The 23,146-nt window shown below is 71.6% G+C and carries 18 protein-coding genes and 1 pseudogene; 6 read left to right on the forward strand and 13 right to left on the reverse strand.

Annotation, left to right across the window (positions count from 1 at the left end):
* Positions 1-86 precede the first annotated feature (86 nt).
* The 3 genes from AB0H21_RS14185 to AB0H21_RS14195 are packed head-to-tail and all read left to right on the forward strand — an operon-like array spanning position 87 to position 6,847.
* Complete coding sequence (locus AB0H21_RS14185) at positions 87-2,639, forward strand: hypothetical protein (protein ID WP_358516112.1); 2,553 nt, start codon at positions 87-89, stop codon at positions 2,637-2,639.
* Positions 2,636-4,378, forward strand: a complete 1,743-nt coding sequence (locus AB0H21_RS14190; RefSeq protein ID WP_358516115.1) for a sortase — start codon at positions 2,636-2,638, stop codon at positions 4,376-4,378. The genes AB0H21_RS14185 and AB0H21_RS14190 overlap by 4 nt, the downstream gene beginning before the upstream one ends.
* Before the next feature lie 6 nt (positions 4,379-4,384).
* On the forward strand, positions 4,385-6,847 hold the full coding sequence (locus AB0H21_RS14195; RefSeq protein ID WP_358516117.1) for a hypothetical protein: 2,463 nt from the start codon (positions 4,385-4,387) through the stop codon (positions 6,845-6,847).
* A gap of 60 nt (positions 6,848-6,907) precedes the next feature.
* On the opposite strand, the gene AB0H21_RS14200 is transcribed toward AB0H21_RS14195, so the two are convergent.
* Both AB0H21_RS14200 and AB0H21_RS14205 read right to left on the reverse strand, forming a co-directional pair.
* Positions 6,908-7,786, reverse strand: coding sequence for a sulfotransferase (locus AB0H21_RS14200; RefSeq protein WP_358516120.1), 879 nt, complete (start codon positions 7,784-7,786; stop codon positions 6,908-6,910).
* 164 nt (positions 7,787-7,950) lie between these two features.
* Positions 7,951-9,171: a substrate-binding domain-containing protein gene (locus AB0H21_RS14205; protein WP_358516123.1), complete on the reverse strand. Its 1,221-nt coding sequence runs from the start codon at positions 9,169-9,171 to the stop codon at positions 7,951-7,953.
* A gap of 276 nt (positions 9,172-9,447) precedes the next feature.
* Between AB0H21_RS14205 and AB0H21_RS14210 the strand changes: the two genes are divergently transcribed.
* Positions 9,448-9,888 carry a hypothetical protein gene (locus AB0H21_RS14210; RefSeq protein WP_358516125.1) on the forward strand — a complete coding sequence of 147 codons (441 nt, stop codon included), beginning with the start codon at positions 9,448-9,450 and terminating at the stop codon, positions 9,886-9,888.
* A gap of 39 nt (positions 9,889-9,927) precedes the next feature.
* Here the strand turns inward: AB0H21_RS14210 and AB0H21_RS14215 are convergent, their stop codons facing one another.
* Genes AB0H21_RS14215 through AB0H21_RS14230 form a run of 4 tightly spaced genes read right to left on the reverse strand, consistent with a single transcriptional unit; the run spans position 9,928 to position 14,766 of the window.
* A complete protein-coding gene (locus tag AB0H21_RS14215) occupies positions 9,928-10,632 on the reverse strand; it encodes a hypothetical protein (protein ID WP_358516128.1) in 705 nt (234 codons plus the stop codon).
* A gap of 23 nt (positions 10,633-10,655) precedes the next feature.
* Positions 10,656-11,900, reverse strand: a complete 1,245-nt coding sequence (locus AB0H21_RS14220) for a glycosyltransferase family 4 protein (RefSeq protein WP_358516131.1) — start codon at positions 11,898-11,900, stop codon at positions 10,656-10,658.
* Positions 11,897-13,327, reverse strand: a complete 1,431-nt coding sequence (locus tag AB0H21_RS14225; RefSeq protein WP_358516133.1) for an O-antigen ligase family protein — start codon at positions 13,325-13,327, stop codon at positions 11,897-11,899. The genes AB0H21_RS14220 and AB0H21_RS14225 overlap by 4 nt, the downstream gene beginning before the upstream one ends.
* Complete coding sequence (locus AB0H21_RS14230; protein ID WP_358516136.1) at positions 13,324-14,766, reverse strand: hypothetical protein; 1,443 nt, start codon at positions 14,764-14,766, stop codon at positions 13,324-13,326. Before AB0H21_RS14230 ends, AB0H21_RS14225 begins: the two co-directional genes overlap by 4 nt.
* A 555-nt stretch (positions 14,767-15,321) precedes the next feature.
* Between AB0H21_RS14230 and AB0H21_RS14235 the strand changes: the two genes are divergently transcribed.
* The gene (locus AB0H21_RS14235; RefSeq protein WP_358516138.1) at positions 15,322-16,455 is read left to right on the forward strand and encodes a glycosyltransferase family 4 protein; all 1,134 of its coding nucleotides are present in this window, start codon (positions 15,322-15,324) and stop codon (positions 16,453-16,455) included.
* A complete protein-coding gene (locus tag AB0H21_RS14240) occupies positions 16,455-17,897 on the forward strand; it encodes a sugar transferase (protein ID WP_358516141.1) in 1,443 nt (480 codons plus the stop codon). Before AB0H21_RS14235 ends, AB0H21_RS14240 begins: the two co-directional genes overlap by 1 nt.
* A 329-nt stretch (positions 17,898-18,226) precedes the next feature.
* Here AB0H21_RS14240 and AB0H21_RS14245 read toward each other — a convergent pair whose 3' ends face one another.
* The 7 genes and pseudogenes from AB0H21_RS14245 to AB0H21_RS14275 form a co-directional block, all read right to left on the reverse strand.
* Complete coding sequence (locus AB0H21_RS14245; protein ID WP_358516144.1) at positions 18,227-18,388, reverse strand: hypothetical protein; 162 nt, start codon at positions 18,386-18,388, stop codon at positions 18,227-18,229.
* Entirely contained in the window at positions 18,385-19,074 is a 690-nt protein-coding gene (locus tag AB0H21_RS14250; RefSeq protein ID WP_358516146.1) for a class E sortase, read from the reverse strand. The genes AB0H21_RS14245 and AB0H21_RS14250 overlap by 4 nt, the downstream gene beginning before the upstream one ends.
* A 69-nt stretch (positions 19,075-19,143) precedes the next feature.
* Positions 19,144-19,377, reverse strand: a complete 234-nt coding sequence (locus AB0H21_RS14255; RefSeq protein WP_358516567.1) for an LPXTG cell wall anchor domain-containing protein — start codon at positions 19,375-19,377, stop codon at positions 19,144-19,146.
* A gap of 666 nt (positions 19,378-20,043) precedes the next feature.
* Positions 20,044-20,670, reverse strand: a pseudogene (locus AB0H21_RS14260) (HtaA domain-containing protein); the annotation flags it as partial.
* A gap of 118 nt (positions 20,671-20,788) precedes the next feature.
* Positions 20,789-21,415 carry a class F sortase gene (locus tag AB0H21_RS14265; protein ID WP_358516149.1) on the reverse strand — a complete coding sequence of 209 codons (627 nt, stop codon included), beginning with the start codon at positions 21,413-21,415 and terminating at the stop codon, positions 20,789-20,791.
* A gap of 227 nt (positions 21,416-21,642) precedes the next feature.
* Entirely contained in the window at positions 21,643-22,458 is an 816-nt protein-coding gene (locus tag AB0H21_RS14270; RefSeq protein WP_358516558.1) for a hypothetical protein, read from the reverse strand.
* 5 nt (positions 22,459-22,463) lie between these two features.
* A complete protein-coding gene (locus tag AB0H21_RS14275) occupies positions 22,464-23,135 on the reverse strand; it encodes a hypothetical protein (protein WP_358516152.1) in 672 nt (223 codons plus the stop codon).
* Positions 23,136-23,146 lie beyond the last annotated feature (11 nt).

Here is a 23,146-nt window from a genome sequence, read left to right on the forward strand (position 1 = left end):
CCCGAGGCGGCTCAGCGCGATTCCCTATATACGGGGCATATGCAGCGGAGTCGAACGCCCCGTTCCGGGCATCGAGGAGAGCGGACGTGTTGCGAAGAAGGCGTTTGGCGCTACTGGCCGTGGTGGTGATGGGGGGTTCCGCGGTCCTGGCGGTCGGCCCGGCAACCGCGCAGTCCCCGGCGAGTGCGGCGGAGCCGACTCCTACGGTCGAGGTGTGGTCCGCGGATGGCAAGACCAGGCTGGACGGAATCACCAGCGAGCTGCTTGGCGCCCAGCAGGCCGTCACCGTCAAGTGGACGGGCTTCACCCCGAACTCGCGGGTCGTACTCAGCCAGTGCCTGACACCCGGCCGGGCCTGGTACCAGCACGGGAACTTGATGAACAGCACTACATGGGACCCGTACCGGTACTGCGCTCACCAACTCCGGAAGGCGGTCACCACCAACGCCGACGGCAGCGGCTCGGCGACATTCACCGTCAAGCAAGGCGAGATGGCGTTGTCGCGGATCGGCCTCCAAGGGAGCGGGTCTGCGTTGGATAGTCTTGTCTTCAGTTGTGCAGCAGGCTCCGCGTGCACCGTCATCGCCAGCGAGTGCGAATGGAGCCAGCCACTGGACTGGCAAATTCCTCCCAACTTTCCGATCATGCTGCATCCCCGGGCGGTGACACCTGAGGGCATTAAGGACCCCGCGCGGGCTGCGGCCAGCCAGCCCCTCAATTTCGCCATGGGCAGCGATGGAAAACCGATCAACACCGTTGTCCCCGCGCTCCCCCTGCCGGACTTCCCCGAGGACAAGCCGCCGCCCGTGCCGCCGCCGATCACGGGTGAGCTCGTGGGTGCGTCCATCTATGGGACCGGGTCCGCCAATGTTGGGACAGTATTCGACGCTTGGCTGGCTGGCGTGCGAGGCACATCCAAGGCAGCGGACGTGGGCTTCTCCCGCACGACGTCCGAACAGGGTGGCGGCGTACTCAAGAGCGGGTTCCAGAGCAAATTTGACCGCGGTGGCGATTTCGCCGTCACTGGCCTCGACTACGACAAGGAGACGGTCGGCGGAGACGTCGCCTACGCTCCCATCTCGCTCACGGCGCTCGCGGTCGCCAACTCGGTGGAGATCGCCGGCCAGCCGCTCCGCGACGCCCGGATGAGCCCCCGCGCCTTCGGGGTCATGCTCGGCATCGCCGGCGTGCCCCAGGGCAACAACACCCAGAACTGGGGGGGACTGCCCGCACCTGGGCAACAACCCATCCTGCCTCTGGACAACCACGGCTGCGAGCTGCCTCCCAAGTCCGTCGTCCCGGTCTTCCGCCTGGGCAAGTCCGCGCAGAACCAGGTCCTGTCGGGGTGGCTGGCCGCGAACGTCCCATCTTTCGAGCCCACGGAGGGTGGCCTGGAACTCCAAGGCTCGGCGGGGGGTGGCACCCGCGGCGTCCAGTCCGGCAGCGAAACCGCGCAGCAACTCGCCACGCAGTTCGGATCTCTCACCTCTAAGAACTCAGAGGGTGTGCCCCTGCCGGAGGCGGAACAGAACCGCGCGGGCAGGGGTTCGCTGGGGTACCTGGACATCACCGAGGTGGACGCGTTCGCCGCGCGAGGGTTCACGCTTGGCGTTTCCCCGCTGCTCAACGCCGCCGGCAAGTACGTCGCGCCGACCAAGGACTCGATCCTCGCGGCGTTCGCGACGATGAAGAAGAACGACGACGGCATCTACACCCCCGTCTTCGACGCCAAGAATGCGGAGGCGGCCTACCCCCTGCCGATGATCCACTACCTGGCGGTGCCGAAGAGGGGCGCCGACGGTAAGAACCCGCTGCCGCAGGACAAGCGCAAGGCACTGGCGGCGTTCATCAGGTACGTCGCCAGCGACGCCGCCCAGGCCAAGGTCGAGCAACTCGGCGGCGCGCCGCTCCCTCAGACGCTGCGCGACCAGTCGCTCCAGGTCGCCGCCATGCTGGATCTGAACGATGCCACGCCCCCGCCTGCCGGTAATGGCGGAGAAAACGGCAATGGCGGAGGAAACGGCGGCGGAGGAAACGGGGGCGGCGGTAACGGGAACAAGACCACCGACGAGGGAACGCCGGGCGCGCCCGACAACAACGCGAAGCTCCTCGACGGCGGCGCCAAGCCCGCCCCGACCGCGACCGTGAGGATCACGCACACCCCGTCCCCGCGGGCCACCACCAAGTCGTCCGGCACCGGCAAGAGCGGCGGCAGTGGGAGTGGCGGCTCCTCGAACCAGCAGCCCATCGAGAACCGCAGCGGCACCAACACGGGCGGCGCCACGACACCGCCACCCACCACCGACACCGGAACCGGCGGAACCGGCCAGCCCGTGCCCGACGGCGGCGCCCAGCAGCCCGGCGCCCAGACGACCACCACCCCGAGCGCGCAGCCGCTGGCCAACGAGGGCACCGTCCGCGGCGGCACGATCCCGGCGGCCTCGTGGGCCGCGCGGACGAGCCTGCTGCTGATCCTCGGCCTGATCGCCCTGTCTGTCGGCGGCACGTGGCGTGGGTACGTGCTGTGGCGGATCCGTGCCAACGCGGCCACCGCCGCCGGTACCGGCGGACCGAAGCCGCCCACCGGCACCACGGACTCCGGCGCGGCTCCCTCGACGACCCCAGGCTCCGGCGCATGACCCCGATGGATGTCGCGTCGTCCGCCGATGGCGGCGGCGAGGAAGCGTACTCAGCCGCCTTGGAGATGGCCGAGCAGGCCGTCGCCCGGCTGGAGGAGACGGTCGCCCGTGTGTCCGGGACCGGCGGTGGGCCCGAGCACGCCAACGCCCTCGTCCAGGCGGGGTCGGCCTCGGTGCTGCTCGGGCAGCTCGAACTGACCGTCCCCGCCCATGACGCCGGGCGCAGGGCGGCGGCCCTGGCCCTGCGGGCACGCTACGACAACGCGCTCCTGCGCCTCGGGGCGGTCCCCGCCCCCGCGCAGGCGGCGCCCCCCGCGCCTCCCGCGCCGTACAACCCGCTGGCGTCGTGGATCCAGGTCGCGCCCGGGCAGTGGGCGCCGCTGCCTCCGGGAATGTCGCCCGGCCTGCCGCCCGGGTACACCCTGCCGCCGGGCTACGGGACGGCGTACGGCGTTCCCCCGCAGTACGGCGTTCCCCCGCAGTACGGCATGCCGGCGCCCTACGGCGCTCCCGTGGGCCAGACGGTCCTGCCCGGCCAGACCATGCCCACCGGCCCGGCCGTGCCACCGGCACCTCCGGCCGGGGGGGCGCCGGCGCAGACGGCCGTGTCCACGCCGGACTCGCCGCAGGCGCACGCGGCGGCGGCCACGCAGACCGCCGGCCATCCGGCGGCCGCTCAGGCGGCGCCGCCCGGTCAGCCGTACACACAGCAGTACGGCCAGCCGTTCACGCAGGCGTACGGACAGCCGTTCGCGCAGCCCTTCGGGCGCCCGATGCCACCGGGCCCGGCCGGGCCGATGTACCGCATGCCCGGGTACATGCCGCAGAAGCGGGAGAGTTGGTGGCGCAGGCTGCGGAAGCAGATCGACGGCCTCCCCCCGGAGGTGCGCAAGCTCGGCGGCGTCGCGATGAGCGCTCTCATCGTGATGGGCGCGCTGCTGGTCGCCTTCTCGTTCTACGCGTCGTGGTTCGGCCACCTGACCTACGAGCGCAACCAGCGGATCATGTTCGACCAGATCAACGACAAGTTCAAGATCTCGGCGGCCATCGCGGCGGCCCCCCAGCCCGGCGACCCGAACCTGGCGGCCAACCCGCCGCGCGGCGAACCCATCGCGCTGCTGGAGATCCCCAAGTTCGGCACGCACGAGGCCGTGGTGCAGGGCACCGGCACGGCCGAGCTCAGGTCGGCGGTCGGCCACTACCGGCCGTCGCCGATGCCGGGCCAGGCCGGAAACGCCATCCTCGCCGGGCACCGCGATCTGTACGGCGCGCCTCTGGCCCGCATCGGCGAGCTGGAGCCCGGGGACAAGATCTTTGTCACCACGCAGGAGGGCAAGTTCTCCTACACCGTCGAGACGACGATGCGCGCCAAGACCGGCGAGCAGGACTTCCTCTCGCAGGCCACGATCGTCAACCGGCTCACGCTGCTGACCACCCTGGACACGGGCGGCGGCGGCAGGCTCGCGGTGGTCGCGCGGCTTGACGGCCAGCCCGCCTCACTGAAGACCCTGGACAAGAACCAGGTCAAGGTGGACGAACTGGGCCTCGGGCGCGATCCGACGGCGTGGTGGCCGAGCATCGGCTGGGGCGTGGTGTTCTTCGGCCTGCTGACCGGAACGTTCGCGCTGTATCGCCGGTGGCGCCGGGCGTCGACCTATGTGCTCACCACTCCCGCGCTGCTCGCGATGGTGCTGATCTGGTTCGAGGCGCTCGCCCGCCTGTTCCCCTCGACGTTCTGAGCCGCGGTGCAGGCAACGAGGCTTCGCCGCCGGCTCCCGTTCACGCCGAAGACCGCGTGGGGCATCGCCGACCAGGCCCTGGCCAGCGCGACCAGCATCGCGCTGACCGTGGTGGTGGCCCGGGAGGTGAACGTCGCGGCGCTCGGCGCGTTCGCGATCGCCAACACCCTGTACATGATCGTGCTGGGCTTCTCGCGGACGGTCGTCTCCGAGCCGCTGCTCGTCCGGTTCAGCCATGTGCCGCCGGAGCAGCACCGGCGCGGCGTGCGCGAGTCGACCGGGCTCGCGCTGGTGATCGGCCTGCTCGGCGGGCTGCTGCTACTGGCCGTCGTGCCCCTGTACGGGGGCGCGGTGGCCGAGGCGGTGCTGCCGCTGGCGGTCTTCCTTCCCGGGCTGCTGCTCAAGGACGCCTGGCGGTTCGCGTTCATCGCCGCGGACCGGCCGGGGCAGGCCATCCTGAACGACGTCATCTGGGCCGCCGGCCAGGTGGTGGGGGTCGGCTGGGTCATCGGCTCCGGCCACCCGACGGTGGGGGCGATCGTAGCGGCGTGGGCCGTCTCGGCGACCGTCGCCGCCGTGGCCGGGGCGGTGCAGGCCCGCGTCCTGCCGGCCCCGTGGCGGGCCCGCCGGTGGATCCGCGCGGTGTGGGACCTGCTGCCCGCCTACACCGTCGAGTTCTTGGCGCGGATGGGCGGGCGCAACCTCGCCATGCTGGCCATCGGCTGGGCGGGCGGGCTTCAGGTCCTCGGCGCGATCCGCGCGGCCGAGGTGGTGTTCGGGCCGTTGAACGTGCTGTTGCAGGCGGGCGGCCTCGTCGCCATCCCGCAGGCCGTGGGCGCGCTGAGGCGCTCGGTCGCGACCCTGCGCACGACGGTGGTCGCCCAGTCCGGAGCCCTGGTCGTGGTGGCCGCCGCCTATACGGTGATCGCGCTGGTCCTGCCCGCGGGCGTCGGACGGGCGCTGGTCGGCGGTTCGTGGGAACTGGCCGAGTCCATCCTGCTGCCGACCGCCCTGCTGTACGCGTGTGTCGCGGCCATGACGGGCCCGGTCGTCGGGCTGCGCGCGCTCGGCGACACCCGCCGCAGCCCGGCCGTCCGCCTGATGTTCGCCCCCCTCTACATCGGCTTCAGCGTGGTGGGGGCCGCGCTCGACGGCGCCGTGGGCGCCGCGACGGGGCTGGCGCTCGCCAACCTCGCCGGGGCGGCGCTGTGGATCCGGCAGTTCCACACCGCGCTGCGCGAGACCGAGCCGCCGGACTCCTCACCGCCTCTGGTGCCGACGTCCGTGACCTCCCCCCTCCCGCCGTCCGCCGCGAAGCCCGCGCCCATGGGCCCCGGGCGGGCGTCATCGGCCATGACATCCATCCGACGAGTCACCCGAGGAGACACGATGGAACTCTCCGAATATGGGCGACGGTATCGCGGGATCATCGTTCCGCTGGCCGCCATTCCCATCGTCGCCGCGGCGGGCGGCGCCGGCTGGGCGTACCTCCAGCCGCTCACCTACCAGCACGTCGTCGAGCTGCAGGTGACCACCCCGGACGCCGCCGGCGCCGCCCTCGCCGAGCAGTCCGTCGCCAACTTCCGCACGCTGGTCGGCTCGGCCGCGGTGACCGAGGCCGCGGCCAGGAAGACGGGCCTCGCCGCCGCCGCGATCGCCGGTGGGCTGACCACCGCGCGGCCCGACGGCGTCAAGGAGCGCGGCACCGTCGTCCAGGTCATCTACACCGGCGAGGACCCGGTGAAGGCGGCGGCCGTCACCCGCGCCGTGGCCATCGCCGCCGTGGACGCGCTGGTCGACCCGTACATCCAGCGCGCGAAGTCCGACGTCGCGACGGCGCGGCGCACCGCCGACGACAGCGCCAAGGCCATGGCCAAGGTGGTGAGGAAGAACGGGCTGGCCCCCGACCGCTACCGCGTGCTGTACGCCGAGATCACCCGGCTGCAGTCGGAGCTGGCGGCTCCGACCGGCACCCGGGACAAGAACGAGATCCTCAAGGCCATCAGCAACCGGCAGAAGCAGCTCGCCGCCCTCACGCCCGACCTGGTGCCGTTCCTCGCGCTGCAGAACGAGTCCGACCAGGCCAACCGCTATCTGGTGCAGGTCACGCAGACGCTGTACCAGGCCGAGGCGCGGCTGGCCCAGTCCAAGGCGTCGATCCGGCCGGTCACCCCCGAGGGTGAGGCGGTCGCGAAGTCGCCGCTCGTGGCGAGGTCGGCGGCGATGGCGGGCGGCGTCGGAGCGCTCCTGGCGGTCGTCATCCTGCTGCTGCGCGAGCTGCTGCGCCAGCGCCGCCCGGTGACCCACCTCCCGCCGCCGCGGGTCTCGGCGGTGCAGGCGATGCCGCCCGCGCCCGGCCCTGACCACGACGTCCGGGTGATCGAGTCGGACGTCCGGATGATCGACTCGGACGTCCGGATGCTCAACGGGGGCGGCGAGCGCACCGGCGAGCACCGCCGGCTCACCTGATCCTCCGCCGCCGGGCGCTGAGCCAGGCTCAGCGCTGGTCCTCCGCCGGAGCGAGCCCTCCTAAACCTCGTAGCCGAGCCGCCTGAGGTGCTCGCCCAGTGAGCGGTCGAGCAGGGCGACTTGGGCGGAGGTGAGGTCCCGGCGGAAGGCGTCGGCCCGGCCGGCGGAGAAGGAGTACCTGGCGAAGCCGCGCTCGAAGCCGGGCGTCCAGGGCAGACCGAGGAACTCCAGGACGACCTCGAGATGCTTGCGCGGGTCCGCCACGATGTCCTCGTAGCGCACCTCCAGCCAGGCGTCCTCGGGAAGGGCCTCACGGGCCGCCTCATAGGCGTCGATCATCAGGTTCCAGGACAGGCCGGCGAGGTGGACGAGCGAGCGCCCCTCGGCGTCCCACTCGCGTCCGTAGTGCTCGGGCAGAGGCCCGAAGGACCAGCCCTGAAGCCCGAGGTGCCCGCGCCACCAGGGCATCTGCAGCAGCGAGTTGGCCACGGCGCGCCCGTCACGGACGATGTGGACGAACCGCGCCTCGGGGAAGATCTCCCGGAGGAAGCCCGTGCGCGGCCAGCCGGTGAACTTGTGCAGGTACAGCGGGGCGCCCTCGGCCTCGGCGCGGGACTCGAAGAAGGTCCGCATGCGCTTGGCCAGCCAGGGCGTGACGTCGGAGGCCAGCAGGTCCCGGAACGGGTCCACGAGCACCGGGGACACCTCGCGGGCGAGCGCGCTGTAGGCCTCGGAGGGGGCGTAGCGCAGCCGGCCCTTGGCGGTCAGCCGGGGCGGCACCCGGCGGTAGATCGTGCCGCTGTTGCGGCGGATCCAGCCGGGGCAGCGGGCGTACCTGTCGTCGAGGTTGGAGACGAACCCCACCTCGGGGTGCCGCGCGAGCACCTCGTGAACGAGCGTCGACCCGCAACGCCCGGTACCGATGACGAAGCTGAGCACGTGTTCTCCCGACGAACACTTGGAGCCTGTTTCTGATCCCCGGCACGCCAGGACCTCGCGGGCATGACGGACGGGAAAGCCCCGCGAACGGCCGAACCGGGCCGGGCTCTGGGAGCCCGGCCCGGACGGGTTTCACGGGGGTGCTGCTGTGACCGGTGACTACGTCAGTTCACGTCGAACGTGACGCACTTGTTGCCGGTCGGGTTGACCTTCACGAAGCCGTTGGAGGTGATGACCTTGTCGATCGCCACGCCCCAGTTACGGTCGACGTTGCCGTTCTCCTGGCCCGGGTTCGGGTCGCCGACCGGCTTGCTGTGCAGGGCGTTCGGCTTGCAGATCCAGCCGGCCTCGCCCACGAAGCCCTGGATCCACGGCGGGCCGCTGCGGCGGTAGACGTTGAACAGGGTGCGGTTGAACTGGTAGGTGCCGTTCTGGATCGTGGCGGGCGACGCGGCGACGCTGTTCACGCTGATCAGCGCGGTGGGGGCGGCGGCGGTGCTGCAGTCGGCCTCACCGGTGGTGTACTTGCCGAAGGACAGGGCCCAGATCGAGCGCTGACGGTCGACGGCAGGCAGGGTGTTGATCGGGGTGCAGTTGTTCTCGAACAGGACCTGGCCGCCGGTGGCCGCGACACAGGTGTTCGGGTCGCCGCCGAGGAAGCCCTGCCACGTCGAGTAGGTGCCGGAGCTGGTCTGGATGCCGTTCACGCGGATGGCCGCGTTGCCGCCGCCGAACTCGTTCCAGTTGTGGTTGCAGGTGCCGACGGTCCCGGGCGGGCTGCCGGCGGGGGGCGTGCCGAGGAAGATCTGCTTGAGCTGGTCCAGCGTCAGGTTGCCCACGCCGTCGGAGGGGCCGCCGGTCCACCGCGGGATGGCCACGGCGTCCTTGGCCCAGCCGACGTAGCGCAGCTTGTCCTTGGTGTCGTTCTTGCACTCGCTGGGAGCGCTGGCCGGAGCCGAGGAGGAACGCGCGTAGCTGTAGTACAGGGTGCCCGTCAGGCCGTCGTTCTCCTGGCAGAGCACGCGCAGACCGGCCGAGGAGCCCTGCGGGAACATCTCGGCGGCGACCTCGTGGTCGTAGTTCTCCGTCAGCACGGTGGTGGCCGTGTCGGGACCGCAGGTGAACTGCGGCAGCGCCGGCGGGACGATCAGGTTGCAGCCCGGCGACTCGTTGAACAGGTCGTCCATGTCCTGCATGGCGAAGTAGGTCGTGTCCGACCCCGCGCCGTTCATCATGAAGTTGAACTTGCCGTCGGCGAAGTCGGGGAGCGCCGCCGACGCCGGGAGCGCGATGAGGCTCGCCGAGGCGAACACGGCGGCCACAGCGGCGAAGCGCTTGGCCATGCCGCGGAACCGGCTCGTCTTTTCGGGACTTTCGATGGACATGAATCCTCAATCCTCTGGGGATAGGGGAACGTCGGTCCGCGGCCCACCCCCCGTAGGGGTGGTCTCATCGCGGCACCACTGGGATCATCAGGTGCAGTCGCGCCGTTCGCCAACTAACCTGGAATGTCGGCACCGAGAACGCGAGATGAGCAAAACGGGTATTACGGCATTCCGGAAACCAGTCCAAGGATTTTTCAATTCGTTTACCGTCTACGCACTCCACGGACCGGCTCGCGGCGCTTTCTTCGCCGAGAGTGCGATGTCATGAGAAGAGCGGTGATCACGATTTCGGTGTCCATGGCGGGGCTGCTGTGTGCGGCCGGCTGCGCGGTGGGCCAGGAGGACCAGACCCCCCCGAACAAGTCTCGCGTTCCGACCGCGACCGCGGCGCCGCTCACCTCCGCCGAAACCGCGCGGATCGCCAACGGCGCCATGGTCAGGCTCACCGACGCCGGGCCGATCCCCAAGCAGCTGATCACCGGCGCCGGCACGACGATCACCTGGAAGAACGACACGGCGAAGAGCGCCTCGGTGCGCCTGATCGACGGCACGAAGCCCTCGGGCGACATCCCGCCGGGCGGCACGTTCACGCACGTCTTCGAGACGATGGGCTCCTACGCCTACCGGCTCACCAAGGACGGGGAACTCGTGGGGGTCGTCGAAGTCATGCCGCACGAAACCACGCAGGCCGTTCCCTCGCCCAGCTCGACGAGATGAGCGCGGCGCGCGGCCGTACGGCCGCGCGCCTTCCTTCCCTCAGGAAGCCCTACAGGCGATCAGCGACTTGGTGAACCCGGCGAAGCGCTCGGCGATCAGCGTAGAGCCGGGGAAGTAATTCCGCATATGAGTACGGCTCATCAGCTCGACCTCCATCACCAGAGGCAGCGCCTCGGCCCGGGTACGGGGGCGCTTGCCCCACGCCGACAGAGGCCACTTGGCGGCGATGGTCGTCTGCACCGGCAGCGGCAGGAACTGGAACAGCGGGAACACCCAGTGCGGCTCGACCGGGAAGTACAGGTGGGGCACCTGCACCCAGTGGCGATCCGAGAGCATGTGGACGGAATCGGCGAACCGCCTGCGCATCTCGTGCCCGCCGACGTGCTCCATCACCGAGTTGGAGAAGACCAGGTCGAACCGGCGGCCGGTGATGTGGGGTGGCAGAGCGCAGGCGTCACCGATCTCCATGGTCACCCAGTCGGGCAGCACGTCGTCGGCGACGCCCTTGACCGGCGGCTCGGGGTTGACCAGGTGCACGTGGGCGGGTCGCACCGGAGATCGGGTCCAGGTGCGCACGGTGCCGCCCAGGTCGATGACCTCCATCCGCGCGAGGTCGGGGAACCGTTCCAGCAGCATTCCCATGCGCTTGGCGCGGAATCCCGTGTTCAAGGAGTTCGGCTGGCCTATCAGACGCGAGCGCACGCCCTTGCCGCGGTCCGGACGTACTTCGTCTACCGACGTCATCTCTGGTTCCCGTCTCGCTGTGGTCACTTCTTCGCCCGGAGGCCCGCGCGGCGGGCCTCGGCGTAGATCTCCCCGAGGGCGCTCATGTGCCGTTCGGGAGAGAAGCGGGCGTTCGCCGTCATGCGCGCGGACCTGCCCATCGACAGGCTTTTCTGCGGGTCGCGCAGCAGGGCCAGCGCCGCGGACGCCAGCTCCATGGGGACCTCCGGGGGCACCAGCCGCCCGGTGGCGCCGTCGGTGATGAGCTCGCCGATGCCGCCCACCGCAGTGCCGATCACCGGGACGCCGCAGGAGAACGCCTCCAGGATCGTCATCGGCTGGTTCTCGTGCCAGCGGGACGGCACCAGCAGGGCGGTGGCCGAGCGGACGAGCTCCAGCACCTCCTCGCGCGACCTGCGGCCGAGGAAGGTGACGCGGCCGGGCACGAGGTCGGCGGCCATCTTCTCCAGCCGCTCGCGGTCGGGCCCCTCCCCCGCGATGACCAGCCGCGCGTCCGCGCCGAGCAGGCTCATCGCGCGGATCGCCGTGTCGACGCCCTTGCCCTCGTGCAGGCGGCCGACGCACACCAGCGGGCCTCCCGGCTCGGTCTTCTGCGGCGGGTCCGTGAGGTCGACGAAGTTGTCGAGCACGCGCAGCCGGTCGGGGTAGACCTCGGCGGTGGTGAGCTGCCCGGCCAGGAACTTGCTGGGGCTGATGAAGACGTTCACCCCGTCGTACGCGCCGAACCGGCGGTGCAGCCAGGTCTCCGCCGCGAGCACCGCGCTGGCCGAACGGGAATCGTCCTTGCAGCGGCGGCGCACCGCCTCGCGCAGGCTGCCGCCGACACACGCGGTGCACACCTTGCCGTGGTCGAGGAAAGAGTACGACGGGCAGACCAGCTTGCAGTCGTGCAGGGTCATGACGACCGGTACGCCCGCCTCCCTCAGCGCGGACACCACCGAGGGTGAGAGCTGGTGGTAGATGTTGTGCAGGTGCGCGACGTCGGGCTTGAAGTCGGCGATCACCCGGGCGATCCCGCGGCGGGCGCTGGTGGACCACAGCATGCGGCCGACGCCCTTGGCTTTGGCGATGGGGCCGCGAGGCGCCGGGTTCAGCTCCAGGTTCCGGGGAAAGTGCTCCTCGTACTTCGAGGGGATGTTCTCCGGATGCGCCATGGCGTAGAACGCCACCTCGCCGCCGTTCTTCACCTGCAACTCCGCCAGACCCAGCATGTACGATTCCGCGCCGCCACGGCGGTACAGGAACTTGTTGACGTGCAGAACCCTCACTGGGTCTCCTTCCCGGGCGCCCCGACGCACAGGGCCAGCCCGGCGAACACCGCCAGATACCACATGACGACCACGGCGGTCATGATGTTGTCGGTCAGGGCCGACACGGCGAACGCGGTCACGCAGCCGGTGAAGCCGACGGCGATCCCGCGTGACGGGTCCGGGGAGCGGACGCCCGGCACCGGGGAGGTCGCGCGCAGCGCCTGCCGCGCGGCGATGAACAGGGCGGCCAGCAGGCCGAGATAGGCCAGCAGGCCGACGATCCCGGACTCGACCAGCGCCCGGACGTAGTCGTTGTGCACCTCTTTGTAGAGGATCAGCCGCGCGGTGCCGAGCCCGGTGCCGGTGATCGGGTTCTCGGGCAGCAGGCTGGTCGCCTCGATCCAGTGGTTGAACCGCCACACGAGCGAGTTGGCCTCGTAGCCGCCCGCCGTGTAGTTCTGCGACAGGTCGGAGAACCGCTGCAGCACCGAGGGCACCGCGACGAGCACTCCCCCGACGGCGACGAGGGCCGCGTAGATGACGCGGCGGTCCTGGAGGACCCCGACCACGAGCACGCCGATGAGCGCCGCGATCCACGCACCGCGTGCGGCGGTGGCGACCAGGGCGGTGCCGAGGCCCGCGACGAGCAGGACGAGCCCCAACCGCGCGCGCCCGCGCACGTGCCACAGCATCGCCACGCCCATGATCATGATCATGTAGCAGAACCCGCCGAGCGAATTCGGGTGCCAGAAGGTGCCGACCGGCCGCATGAGCCCGTCCAGGTCCACCAGGCCGTTCCCGGTGACGACCTGGTAGAACGTGACCAGCACCGGGACCACGGCGGAGGCGAACACCGCGCCGAGCAGCGGCCCTCTGCGGGTCGGGTCGTCGGACACCAGCCGCTCGACAACGAAGATCATGATCAGGAAGGCCAGGACGCGCAGGACCTCGCCGACGCTGACGGCCGGGGCCCGGGAGCCGAGCAGGCTGAGCAGGCACGCGCCGAAGAACGCCAGGGCCGCCCGCGGCACCGCCGGGTACGGGCGCAGCTCGGCGGGACGGCGTCCCTGAACGACAAGCCAGGCCAGCCCGGCGCAGATGAACAGCACCGCGAGCATCGAGGACGGGTCGAACAGGCTGGAGGCGGTCGGCTGCCCGCCTCCCGCGTCCACCGTGTCGTCGATGCTGGCCAGCTTGGCGGCGTCCAGGCTCGATCGGATCGCGAGGACGATGACCAGGAACAGCGTGAACCGGGTGATGGCGACGACGGTCAGCGCGCCGGCCATCACCAGCGCCACGGGCAGGATCCACGCGCTGCGCGGCGCGCCCGAGGCGAAAACGACGCCGCAGTACACCGCGAGGACGATCGCGAGCACGCTCGCGGCGAGCAGGCTGCGCTCGACGTGGGTCCGGGGCCTGCCAAAGGTGGAGCTGTGCGGGATCATGCCGCCTCCAGCCAGCGCAGCGCGTCCGTGTAGGGCGCGGGGAAGGTGACGATGAGCGGTTCCGTACCGACCTCGAGAGTCCCGCTCGTCCAGGACCACGAGCGGCCGTTCGGCAGCGCGGTCACCGCGATGGGGCGGGAGGGGTCGACGGCGGGCAGGGGCTGGGCGACGGGCGCCCCGCTCGTGCTCCAGAGGACCATCGTCGTCGTGGCCCCCTGGTCGGCGAGCCCGCCGCTGAGCCCCTGACGTGCCACGGGATGCCAGGTGCCGGTCGCGAAGTGTTCCCTGAACTTGTCGTACACCAGCTTGGCCGGGCGGGCGACGTTGTCCGCGCCGTACAACCCGCGCCAGTGCTCCGAGGAGACGAGCGCCCCCTTCGTCTTGTAGTTCAGCGGAAGGTAGACGATCCGCTTGACGCCGCGGGCGAGGAGCAGGGCGACCACCTTGGCGGTCTCCGTGCCGTGCAGCGCGGGGTCGTAGTCCGAGCCCGGCCAGTAGGTGCCCAGTTCCCACGCCTCGATCGGCATGCTCGCCGGCACCTTGGCGCGGATGTGGTCGATGACGTCGGGCACGGCCGACCAGCCCGCGTAGTAGTGGAGCTGGACGATGTCGAAGACGCCTTCCCTGTCCAGTTCGAAGACCGCGTCCTGGGCTGTGATGGCCCGCTGGGCCCTCGGCAGCGCGAACGCGGCCCGCAGCTCGTCCGCGCTGTTCGCGAGGGGGAAGTTGCCGTCGCCGCGTCCGGCGTAGAAGTCGCGGTAGAAGGTGAGGGCCCGGTCGGGCTGCCCGGCGTCCAGCAGAGCCTTGGCGACGGTGATGCCGTAGCCGGCGCTGGCCACCCCGGCGTCCAGCACCTTGGCGGCGGGGTCCGCCGCCCGCACGGCCCGCGCCCCGGCGCGCCCGACCACCTGGTACTCGCGCGGGTCCACGCCCCAGCTCGTGAAGGCGTCGATCTCGTTCTCGATGCCGTACAGGTGTACGCCCTTGGCGGCGTAGCGGGTCACCGTGTCACGCACGAACGCCTCGTACGCGGCCGTGTCGGCGGGCGGGTAGGACACGGCGACGCGCGGGCGCTCGGCGTCGGGCCGGCCGCTCGCCCAGCAGGACCCGACGCGGATGCGCAGCATGACGCGGTAGCCGTAGGCGAGCAGGTCGCTCACGACGCGGTCGTCGAGCCACCAGTTGCGCTCGCCCCGACGCGGCTCGACGGCGCACCAGACGATCTCGTGGAACGTGCCACCTCCCCCGTACGCCTCAATGACGGCGTCGTGGGGGGTAGGCGGGTGCTGGTAGCCGTCCCACTTCAGACCGAAGGGCTGCTCGGGCGGCTGCCGATGGACCGGGGTCGTTCCGGGGGCGGGCCGCTGCGGGCCGGCCGTGCACGCGGTGGCGCACAGAACGGTCAGGACCGCGAGTACGGCCGCGACCACGCGGATCACGATTTCTCCTCCCAAGGACCAGCCATTTATAGCGCCTGCGACCCGTATCGCACAGCGACCATCAGGCGAACCGATAAATACGCGAACTGAAATGACTGGTGCCGTAAATTTCATCTTTGACGGGTTGTTCAGGCCTTGACTAACCGATAAAACCCGTATGGAATGCAGGAAATACCGAGGTGTGCCCGCCCCCTGCCCGACCCGGCCACCCAATCGCAGCTCAAGCGCGGGTTCCATCCCGAGAGGGCCGAAGATCTTATCTGGAACTTATCGACCCGCGGCGGTACGGATCGTTAACGATCAAGAGCGCGGCCATGAATTTCTCCCCCGGGGAAAGGTCCCACCGACTGCGGCGCGCCCGCGCGAGGTCGCGGGGGCCAACCGTCGGTGAAGAGCGCGGAAATACCCCGGACCCCCCTTTCCGGGGCCGTCCGAAATTCCCTAGCGTCCACGCAGAGGCGCGTTCCGCGATTGTCATATTTGGGGAGTTCGGGCATGCCCGCGGCCGAGACTACAGGTTCCATCGCACATTCCCCGGCGTCCGCCGATCGGCGGGTGCTCCGCATAGCCATGATCGGCCAGCGCGGCATCCCGGCCACCTTCGGGGGCATCGAGCACCACGTCGCGCACCTCGGGCGGCGGCTCGCCGCCCGAGGTCACGAGGTGACCGTCTACTGCCGCAACAACTACGTCCTGGAACGGCCATCGACCGTGGACGGCGTGCGGCTGCGGCACCTACCCACCCTCGGCACCAAGCACTTCGACGCCCTCGCGCACAGCCTGGTGTCCACCATGGCCGCCCTCGCGGACGGCCACGACATCCTGCACTACCACGCGCTCGGCCCAGGCCTGTTCGCCCCGCTGCCCCGCTACCTGTCGCGCGCGCGGGTCGTACAGACCATCCACGGGCGCGACGACCGCCGGCAGAAGTGGGGAGGCGCGGCCAAGGCCGTGCTGCGCAGCGCCCGCTGGCTGAGCGAGCGCGTGCCCGACGCGGTCATCGGCGTCTCCCGCGAGATCGCCGACGAGTACGCGGCGCTCCGCGAGCGCCCGACCGTCCACATCGCGAACGGCGTCGAACGGCCGACCGCGGCCGTCTCCGCCGCGCCCGTCGTCGAACGCGGCCTGACCCCGGGGCGGTACGTCCTGTTCGTCGGGCGCCTGGTGCCCGAGAAGGCCATCGACCTGCTCATCCGGGCGTTCCGCGAGGTGCCGGGAGACATGCGGCTCGCCATCGTGGGCGGCTCGTCCTACACCGACGAGTACGTCCACGAGCTGAACGCGCTGGCGGCGGGCGACCCGCGCGTGCACATGCTGGGCTACCTCTACGGCGATGACCTGGCCTCGCTCTACCGCCACGCCGCCGTCTACGTACAGCCCTCGCACCTGGAGGGGCTGCCGCTCGCGCTGCTCGAGGCCTCCTCCTACGGCCTGCCGACCATCGCCAGCTCCCTCGGCTGCCACCGCGAGGTGATCGAGGAGGAGGGCCCGGGCGGGCGGCTGTTCCGCCAGGGCGACCACGAGCACCTGCGGGACGTACTGGTGCGCGTGCTCTCCTCCCTCGACGCCGAGCGCGACAGTGCCCGGATCAGGTCCGAGGACGTGCTCGCCCGCTACTCCTGGGACGTCGCCACCGACCGCACCGAGTCGCTCTACCGCTCGCTGGTGGCCGCGCCGGAGCGGCGGTAATGACCGCCACGTCCCTGTCCAGGCCGGTCACCGCCGCTTCCGCGCCGTCCTGGGTGGGGCGCTACCAGCGCCGTCTGGTGGCCGGGGACGCGCTCGTCGTGTGCGCCGTCGTCGTCGGCTCCTACGGCGGCCGGTTCGGCTGGCGCCCGCCCGTCATGGCCGGCGTCCCCTACCACCTGGTCGGCCTGGTGATCGCGGCGGCCTGGCTGCTCTGCCTGCACCAGACGCGCTCCTACGACGGCCGGATGCTCGGCTACGGCATCGACGAGTACCGCCGGGTGGCCAACGGCAGCCTGTACCTCGCGGCGTTCGTGGGCATCACCTGCTACGTGCTCGACCTGCCCCTGGCCCGCGGCTTCGTCGCGCTCGCCTGCCCGGTCGGCACCGCGGCCCTGCTCGGCTGGCGGTGCGCAGCCCGCACGTGGCTGCGCCGCCTCAGGGCGCGCGACGCGTCCTGGTCACACCGCGTGCTCGTGGTGGGCACCGAGTTCCGCGTCACGCACCTGATCCGCGAGCTGCGGCGGGAGGCGCAGGCCGGGTACGCGGTCGCCGGGGTGTGCCTCTCAGACGGGTACGACGACGCGCTGCCCTCCCTGCCGGACGTCCCCGTGCTGGGCACCGTCGACGACGTGCGGCGGGCCGTGACCCGGGCCGGCGCCGACACCGTCGCGGCGACGGGCCTGACGATCCCCCGGATGCGCGCGCTGGCCTGGGAGCTGGAGGACATGGGCGTCAACCTGATCGTCGCGCCCGCGCTCACCGACGTCACCGGGCCGCGGATCCACACCCGGCCCGTCGGCGGGCTGCCGCTGTTGCACGTCGAGGCGCCCGAACTGGCCGGGCCGCGCCGCACGGCCAAGGACCTGCTCGAACGCGCGGTCGCGGCGCTGGCCGTCCTCGCGTTGCTCCCGGTGCTCGCGGTCGTCGCGCTGGCCGTGCGCCTCGACAGCCCCGGCCCGGCCATATTCCGGCAGACCCGCGTCGGGCTCGGCGGACGGCGGTTCACCGTGTACAAGTTCCGCTCCATGGTCGTGGACGCCGAGGCCGCGCTGGCGGACCTCGCCGCGCGCAACGAGAAGGACGCGGTGCTCTTCAAGATCCGTCACGACCCGCGCGTGACCCGGGTCGGCAGGTTCATCCGCAAATGGTCGCTGGACGAGCTGCCCCAGCTCTTCAACGTCGTCAGGGGCGACATGTCGCTCGTCGGCCCGAGGCCGCCGCTGCCGTCGGAGGTCGCCCGGTACGGCAGGGACGCGGCGCGGCGGCTGCTGGTACGGCCGGGCATCACCGGGCTGTGGCAGGTGAGCGGCCGGTCCGACCTGACGTGGGAGGACAGCGTCCGGCTGGACCTGTACTACGTCGAGAACTGGTCCTTCACGGCGGACCTGGTGATCCTGTGGAAGACGATCGGCGCGGTCCTGCGCCGCGACGGCGCCTACTGAGTCTGGACCGTGACATTCCCGGAGTCCTGGCAGGACCGTGACATTCCCGGAGTCCTGGCAGGACCGTGACATTCCCGGAGTCCTGGCAGGACCGTGACATTCCCGGAGTCCTGGCAGGGCCGGCGACATTCCCGGAGGTCCGCAGGGCCGGCTGCCGTCCGTGACATACCTGGAGGTCCTGGCGGGGCTGCCGTGACAGCCCCGGGAGATCCTGGCCAGGCCGTGAACCCCTGAGTGGCCCGGCCGGCCGGGCCGGTGAACCCCGGCGGTGCTCAGCCGGGCCGTGACCCCTCGGCGTGCCCGGCCGGGCCGTGGCAGCGGTGGGGGTTCTACTCGCCGATCGTGGCGTCGTCCGTGGGCAGCAGGCCGTCCACCAGCGGGAACACCACGTACCAGAGGAGCAGCACCACCACGGCGAGCAGCACCACGGCCGACACGAGCTTGCCGAACCTGCCGCCCGGAAGTCGCTTCCAGATCCACGGGTAGATCACGGGTGCCCCTTGAGTTCGGCCGGGCGGCCGGCGGACTTGGCCTGCTCGCGCACGAGCTCGGCGTGGACGATGAGCCGCTGCCAGTTCTGGAACTTGGGGTTGCAGGTGGTCAGCGTGAGCATGGCCTTGTCCGGCGGCCGGTTCTCGTCGTCCGGGTTCGGGGCGATCACCTCGACCTGGTTCGGCCGCACGAGGCGTTGCCGGGTCACCTTGTAGACGAACCAGCCGGTCTTCGTCTCGGCCACGATCGTGTCGCCCTTGTGGAGGCGGTCGATGTCCCAGAAGACCGACGAGATCCGGTGCCCGGCGATGGCCACGTTGCCGACCTCGCCGGGCTGGGCGGTGCGCGGATAGTGGCCAGGCCCCTTGCTCAGGTCGGACTGGTCCACCCCCTCGACCACCGCCCACTTGCGGTCCAGCTTGGGGATGTGGATGCGGGCCATGGGCTGGCCCGGCACCGGGCGCGCCTCGTTCGCCGCCCAGCGCTTGTCCAGCTCGGCGGCGACGTCGTTCTGCGCGGCCTCGATCTGCCACGCCTTGCCGTACACCGCGTAGCCGGCGAACAGGAGCGCCAGCAGGCCGAGGGTGAGCATGACCTCGCCCGCGGCCCGCGCGGCACGCCTGCCGGACGGCTCCCAGCCGTCCTCGACGTGCCGCGGGGTCTCCTGCTCGACGGTGCCGGTCACCGTTCGCCCGTCACTGCTCGCCCGGACACCGCGGGCCCGGTCACCGCTCGTCCGGTCACTGGTCGCCTGTCACTGGTAGGCGCCGCGGCGGGAGGCGCGCAGCGTGATGCCGCCGCCCACGATGAGCCCGATGCCGGCGGTCATCAGCGGGATGACGAAGCCGTCGCCGGTCTTGGCCAGCTTCTCCTCGTCGCCCGCGTTCTTGGCGGGCAGCGTGGTGTTCTCCGTGACGGTGTGCGTCGGCTTGGGCGTCGCGCTGGTCGAGGTGGACTTCGACGGCGAGGAAGACGGCGAGGGGGACAAGCTCCTGCTCGGCGACGGGCTGTTCGAGGGACACCCGGAGGCGCTCGCGCTCGGGGACGAGCTCGCGCTGGTGCTGCCGCTGGGGGACGGAGTGGTCGAGGCCTCGGCCTCGGCATCGTCGAAGGCTGCGAACCGCACGACCATCTCGCTGGCCGCCCGCGCCGCCCCCGGGGATTGCGACGAGCTGGAGGAGGTCGACGGGCTCGACGACACGGAGGTGGAGGGGCTGCTGGAGGAGCTCGAGCTCGGCGAGCTCGACGGGCTGGAGCTGCTGGAGCTGCTCGGAGACGAGGTGGGGCATGGCGAGCTGCTCGGCGTGGGCGAGCCCGAGCCCGACGGGGAGGGCGAGGCCGAGGGGCTGGGCGACCCGCTGGCGCACGGGCTCGCCGACGCGCTCGGCGAGGCGCTCGCGCTCGCCGAAGCGCTCGCGCTGCCGGAGACGCAGGGCGACGGCGACCCGCTGCCGGACGGCGAGGGGCTGCCCGACCCGCTGCCCGACGGCGAGGGGCTGCCGGAGTCCGCCGCGCCGGGGTTCGGGGCCGGCGTGCCGGCCTGGTCGAAGGTGACGGTGAGCGTCAGCGGGGTCAGCGGCTCGGTGCCGAGCACGTCGGCCAGCAGGCGGGCCGACTCCTCGGTGGCCTTCGCGGGCACGGCGGCCCACGTCACGGTCTCCCCCTGGACGCCGGTCGCGTCCTCCTCGATGGCCAGGCGGGCCAGCTCGGTGAGCGGCATCGGGGTCGCGGCGGTGCCGGTCGGGTGCGCGGTGGCCGTCGCCGGCGCGTGCGTGGTCGGCGCCGCCGTGCCGCTGGGGCCGGCGGACGGCGCCGGGGCGGCGACCTCGGCGTGCAGCGCGGACTCGGTGCCGTTGATCACGACGAGAGGGTCGGCGATGACGACGGTCTTGTGCGCGCGCGTGATGGTGACGCTGCCGCCGTACTTGACGGTGCCGCCTCCGGTCGCCGGGTCATAGGAGCCGCTCGCGGCCGGGAAGTGGAACACGCCGTCCCGGTCGCGCTCGACTCCCCCGGCGAGGACCACCTGGGTGTCGCCGGCCTGCGCCGTGCCGTTCCTGCCCTGCTCGCCGAGGTGCTCGTTGATCGCCCAGGTGAGCGACCCTCCGGTGACCTCCCGCGTCGTGGGCTGCCTCACCTGCACCGACACCGAGGCGAGTGCCGCCACGGTCGACAGGCCACCGACCACCACTTGCACGAGGCCGAGCATGATCAACCAGCGGACGCGCCGTCGGGCCGGCCGGGGACGACCGATGGACGTGGGACTCATCGAACCAACCATCCTGAACTATCTGTTTCTGCGGACGTGGACATCCGGAAAGTCACAGAACACCGGTCAGCCGACGTGGCGCTGTGAACGAGGCGAAGGACAAATGAACGCGATCCGGACATTGCGACTGTTACGGGCCGGCCGGTTTCAGGGAGGCGTAGACGATCAGGTTGTCGGAGTGGGAGCCGGTCCCCCGGTCGAACGCGCCGGCGCAGGTGATGAGCCGCAGGCCGGGGTGGTCGATGTTCCCGTAGACCCGCTCGGTCGGGAACTCCGTCTTGCGCACCTGTTCCAGGCGGTCGACCGCGAACGAGACCGTCGACCGGTCGGAGCGCACGACCGTGATCGTGTCTCCCCGGCGCAGCTCGGCCGCCCGCGCGAACACCGACGGACCCGACCGGGTGCTCCTGTGCCCGACGATCACGGCCGGCCCCAGGCTGCCGGGGACGGGTCCGTACTTGTACCAGCCGGTCAGGTTGCGCGGGGCGAGCGGCGGCACCTCGATCTCGCCCGACGGCATCAGCCCGACGGGGCGCACGGGCGCGTCCACCCCGATGCGGGAGATCACGATCCGCACCGGGCGGACCTCGGCCACCGCGGGGCGGGCCGCCGCGGCGTACACCGGCGTCGCCACTCCCAGGAGAACGGCCACCGCGGCGACGACCGTCGTCACCGCCGTCGTCACCACGAAGGCGATCCGCACCGGCCGTCCGAACAGGCCGGGCGGCTTCTGGCTCTGCGTCACCCTCTGCGTCACTGTGTCTCTTCCCGTCTACGCGCGTCCGGGTCGTAAAAGGGTGTCGAGCTTCGGTTACGCCAAGGGGGCGGCCCGGCGGCTCACCGGTGTTGCCGCTGTGAAGGGTCTTTTGAAAGGTGCACAGAACGCGACGCGGACATTTCCGGCAGGCGTCCGGCTGGTGATCGGAACGTGGAACGGCCGGGAAACGCGCCTCCGGGCCCTCTCCACGCGCACGCGACGCCGGGTCAGGTCACCAGGACGGCGACCGCGAAGTACAGGTACAGGAACCCGCCGATCGACACCACGACCCCCGCCACGACGGGCGTCCACGCGGCCAGGGCCGTGGCCGCCGCACCCGCCCGCAGGCGGCGGCCGAGCAGCGCGTACCCGCCGATCGTCACGGCCCCGACGCCGGTGAGCGTGCAGGCCATCCCGACGCCGAAGGCGAGGACGAGCACGACGGCGTCGACGCCGCGTCCGGTGAGCAGACCGCTGACCAGCACGAGGAACGCCGACGGCGACGGCAGCAGCCCGCCGGACAGCGCGAGCGCCACCAGGCCCTTGCGCGACCACGGGTCGGTCGGCCCGTCGTCATTCCCGTGCCCATGTCCATGACCGTGCCCATGGCCGTGGCCGTGGCCGTGGCCGTGCCCATGCCCGTGGCCCTGGGCGTGCGCGCGGGCGCGTGGGAGCCGTCCCCTCAGGTGCCGGTAGGTGAGATGGCCGCCCACCGCGACCACCACCAGCCCGGCCACCACCTGCATCCACGCCGTGACCGACTCCGTGCCGAACCCGGCGATCCCGCTCACGCCGACCCAGGCGAGCGCGAGCACCAGCACCGAGAGCGTGTGCATGGCCGCGACGATGACGCCGAGCCGCACCGCGTCGCGGTACCGCCCGTGCGTGCCGACCAGGTACGCGGCCGTGATGCTCTTGCCGTGCCCCGGCGCCACCGCGTGCGCCGCGCCCGCGCCGAGCGCGATGACGAGCGCCAGCCAGAACACCCCGCTGCCGTCGAAGAAGGCGACGAGCCGGTCGTCGAGCCCGGGAAGCCCGCCCATGCCGGTCACGCCCTCCCGCCGCGCCGCACCCGCCGGGCGACCAGGACGCCCGCGCCGGCGACCAGCACGACGCCCACGCCCGCGACCGTCCCCGTCACGCCCGCCGGGGTGCTCGCCGCCGTGGCCGAGAAGCGCACCCGCTGGGTGGCGGTCGCCTTGGTGAACAGCGTCCGCGCCGGGGTGGCGGGCGTCTCGGCGGTCAGCATCGTGCGGTAGTTCTCGTTGAGGTCGGTCAGCGCGGCGAGGGTGACCTGGACCTCGGTCACCGGGCCGTCGCAGTCGAAGCCGAACCGGGCGCCCTCGGTGAGCAGCGCCCGCAGCTCCTCCAGCCGGGCCTCACAGGGACGGCCGTTCCGCGCGACGGTGATCCGGCCGAGCAGGTAGTCCCGAACGGCGGGCGAGCGCGACAGCTTCTGCTCGCCGGTCAGCGCGGTCGACACCGCGCCGGTCGCGGGGTCCTCGAACGCGCCGACCGACTGGCCGAGCGCGACCCAGTCGTCCTCGGCCGCCATCCACGACAGGGTCACGTGCGAGCCGTCCACGCTGATCCGCGCGGTGGACGGCGGGCCGAACGGGTGCGCGGCGGCGGGCACGGCGCACGCGATGACGGCGAACGCGCCGAACACGGCGGCGCACGTCAGCGGCGCGGCCTTCGGCATGAGGGTACGGATTTTCACCACGAGCTCCA

This window comes from Sphaerisporangium sp. NPDC051011, from assembly GCF_040653595.1.
GTDB lineage: Bacteria > Actinomycetota > Actinomycetes > Streptosporangiales > Streptosporangiaceae > Sphaerisporangium.

Bases quoted from the DNA above. Each gene is read 5' to 3' on its own strand.
- AB0H21_RS14190 (WP_358516115.1), top strand. From the start codon at position 2,636: ATGACCCCGATGGATGTCGCGTCGTCCGCCGATGGCGGCGGCGAGGAA.
- AB0H21_RS14205 (WP_358516123.1), bottom strand. From the start codon at position 9,171: ATGTCCATCGAAAGTCCCGAAAAGACGAGCCGGTTCCGCGGCATGGCC.
- AB0H21_RS14215 (WP_358516128.1), bottom strand. From the start codon at position 10,632: ATGACGTCGGTAGACGAAGTACGTCCGGACCGCGGCAAGGGCGTGCGC.
- AB0H21_RS14225 (WP_358516133.1), bottom strand. From the start codon at position 13,327: ATGATCCCGCACAGCTCCACCTTTGGCAGGCCCCGGACCCACGTCGAG.
- AB0H21_RS14240 (WP_358516141.1), top strand. From the start codon at position 16,455: ATGACCGCCACGTCCCTGTCCAGGCCGGTCACCGCCGCTTCCGCGCCG.
- AB0H21_RS14270 (WP_358516558.1), bottom strand. From the start codon at position 22,458: ATGGGCGGGCTTCCCGGGCTCGACGACCGGCTCGTCGCCTTCTTCGAC.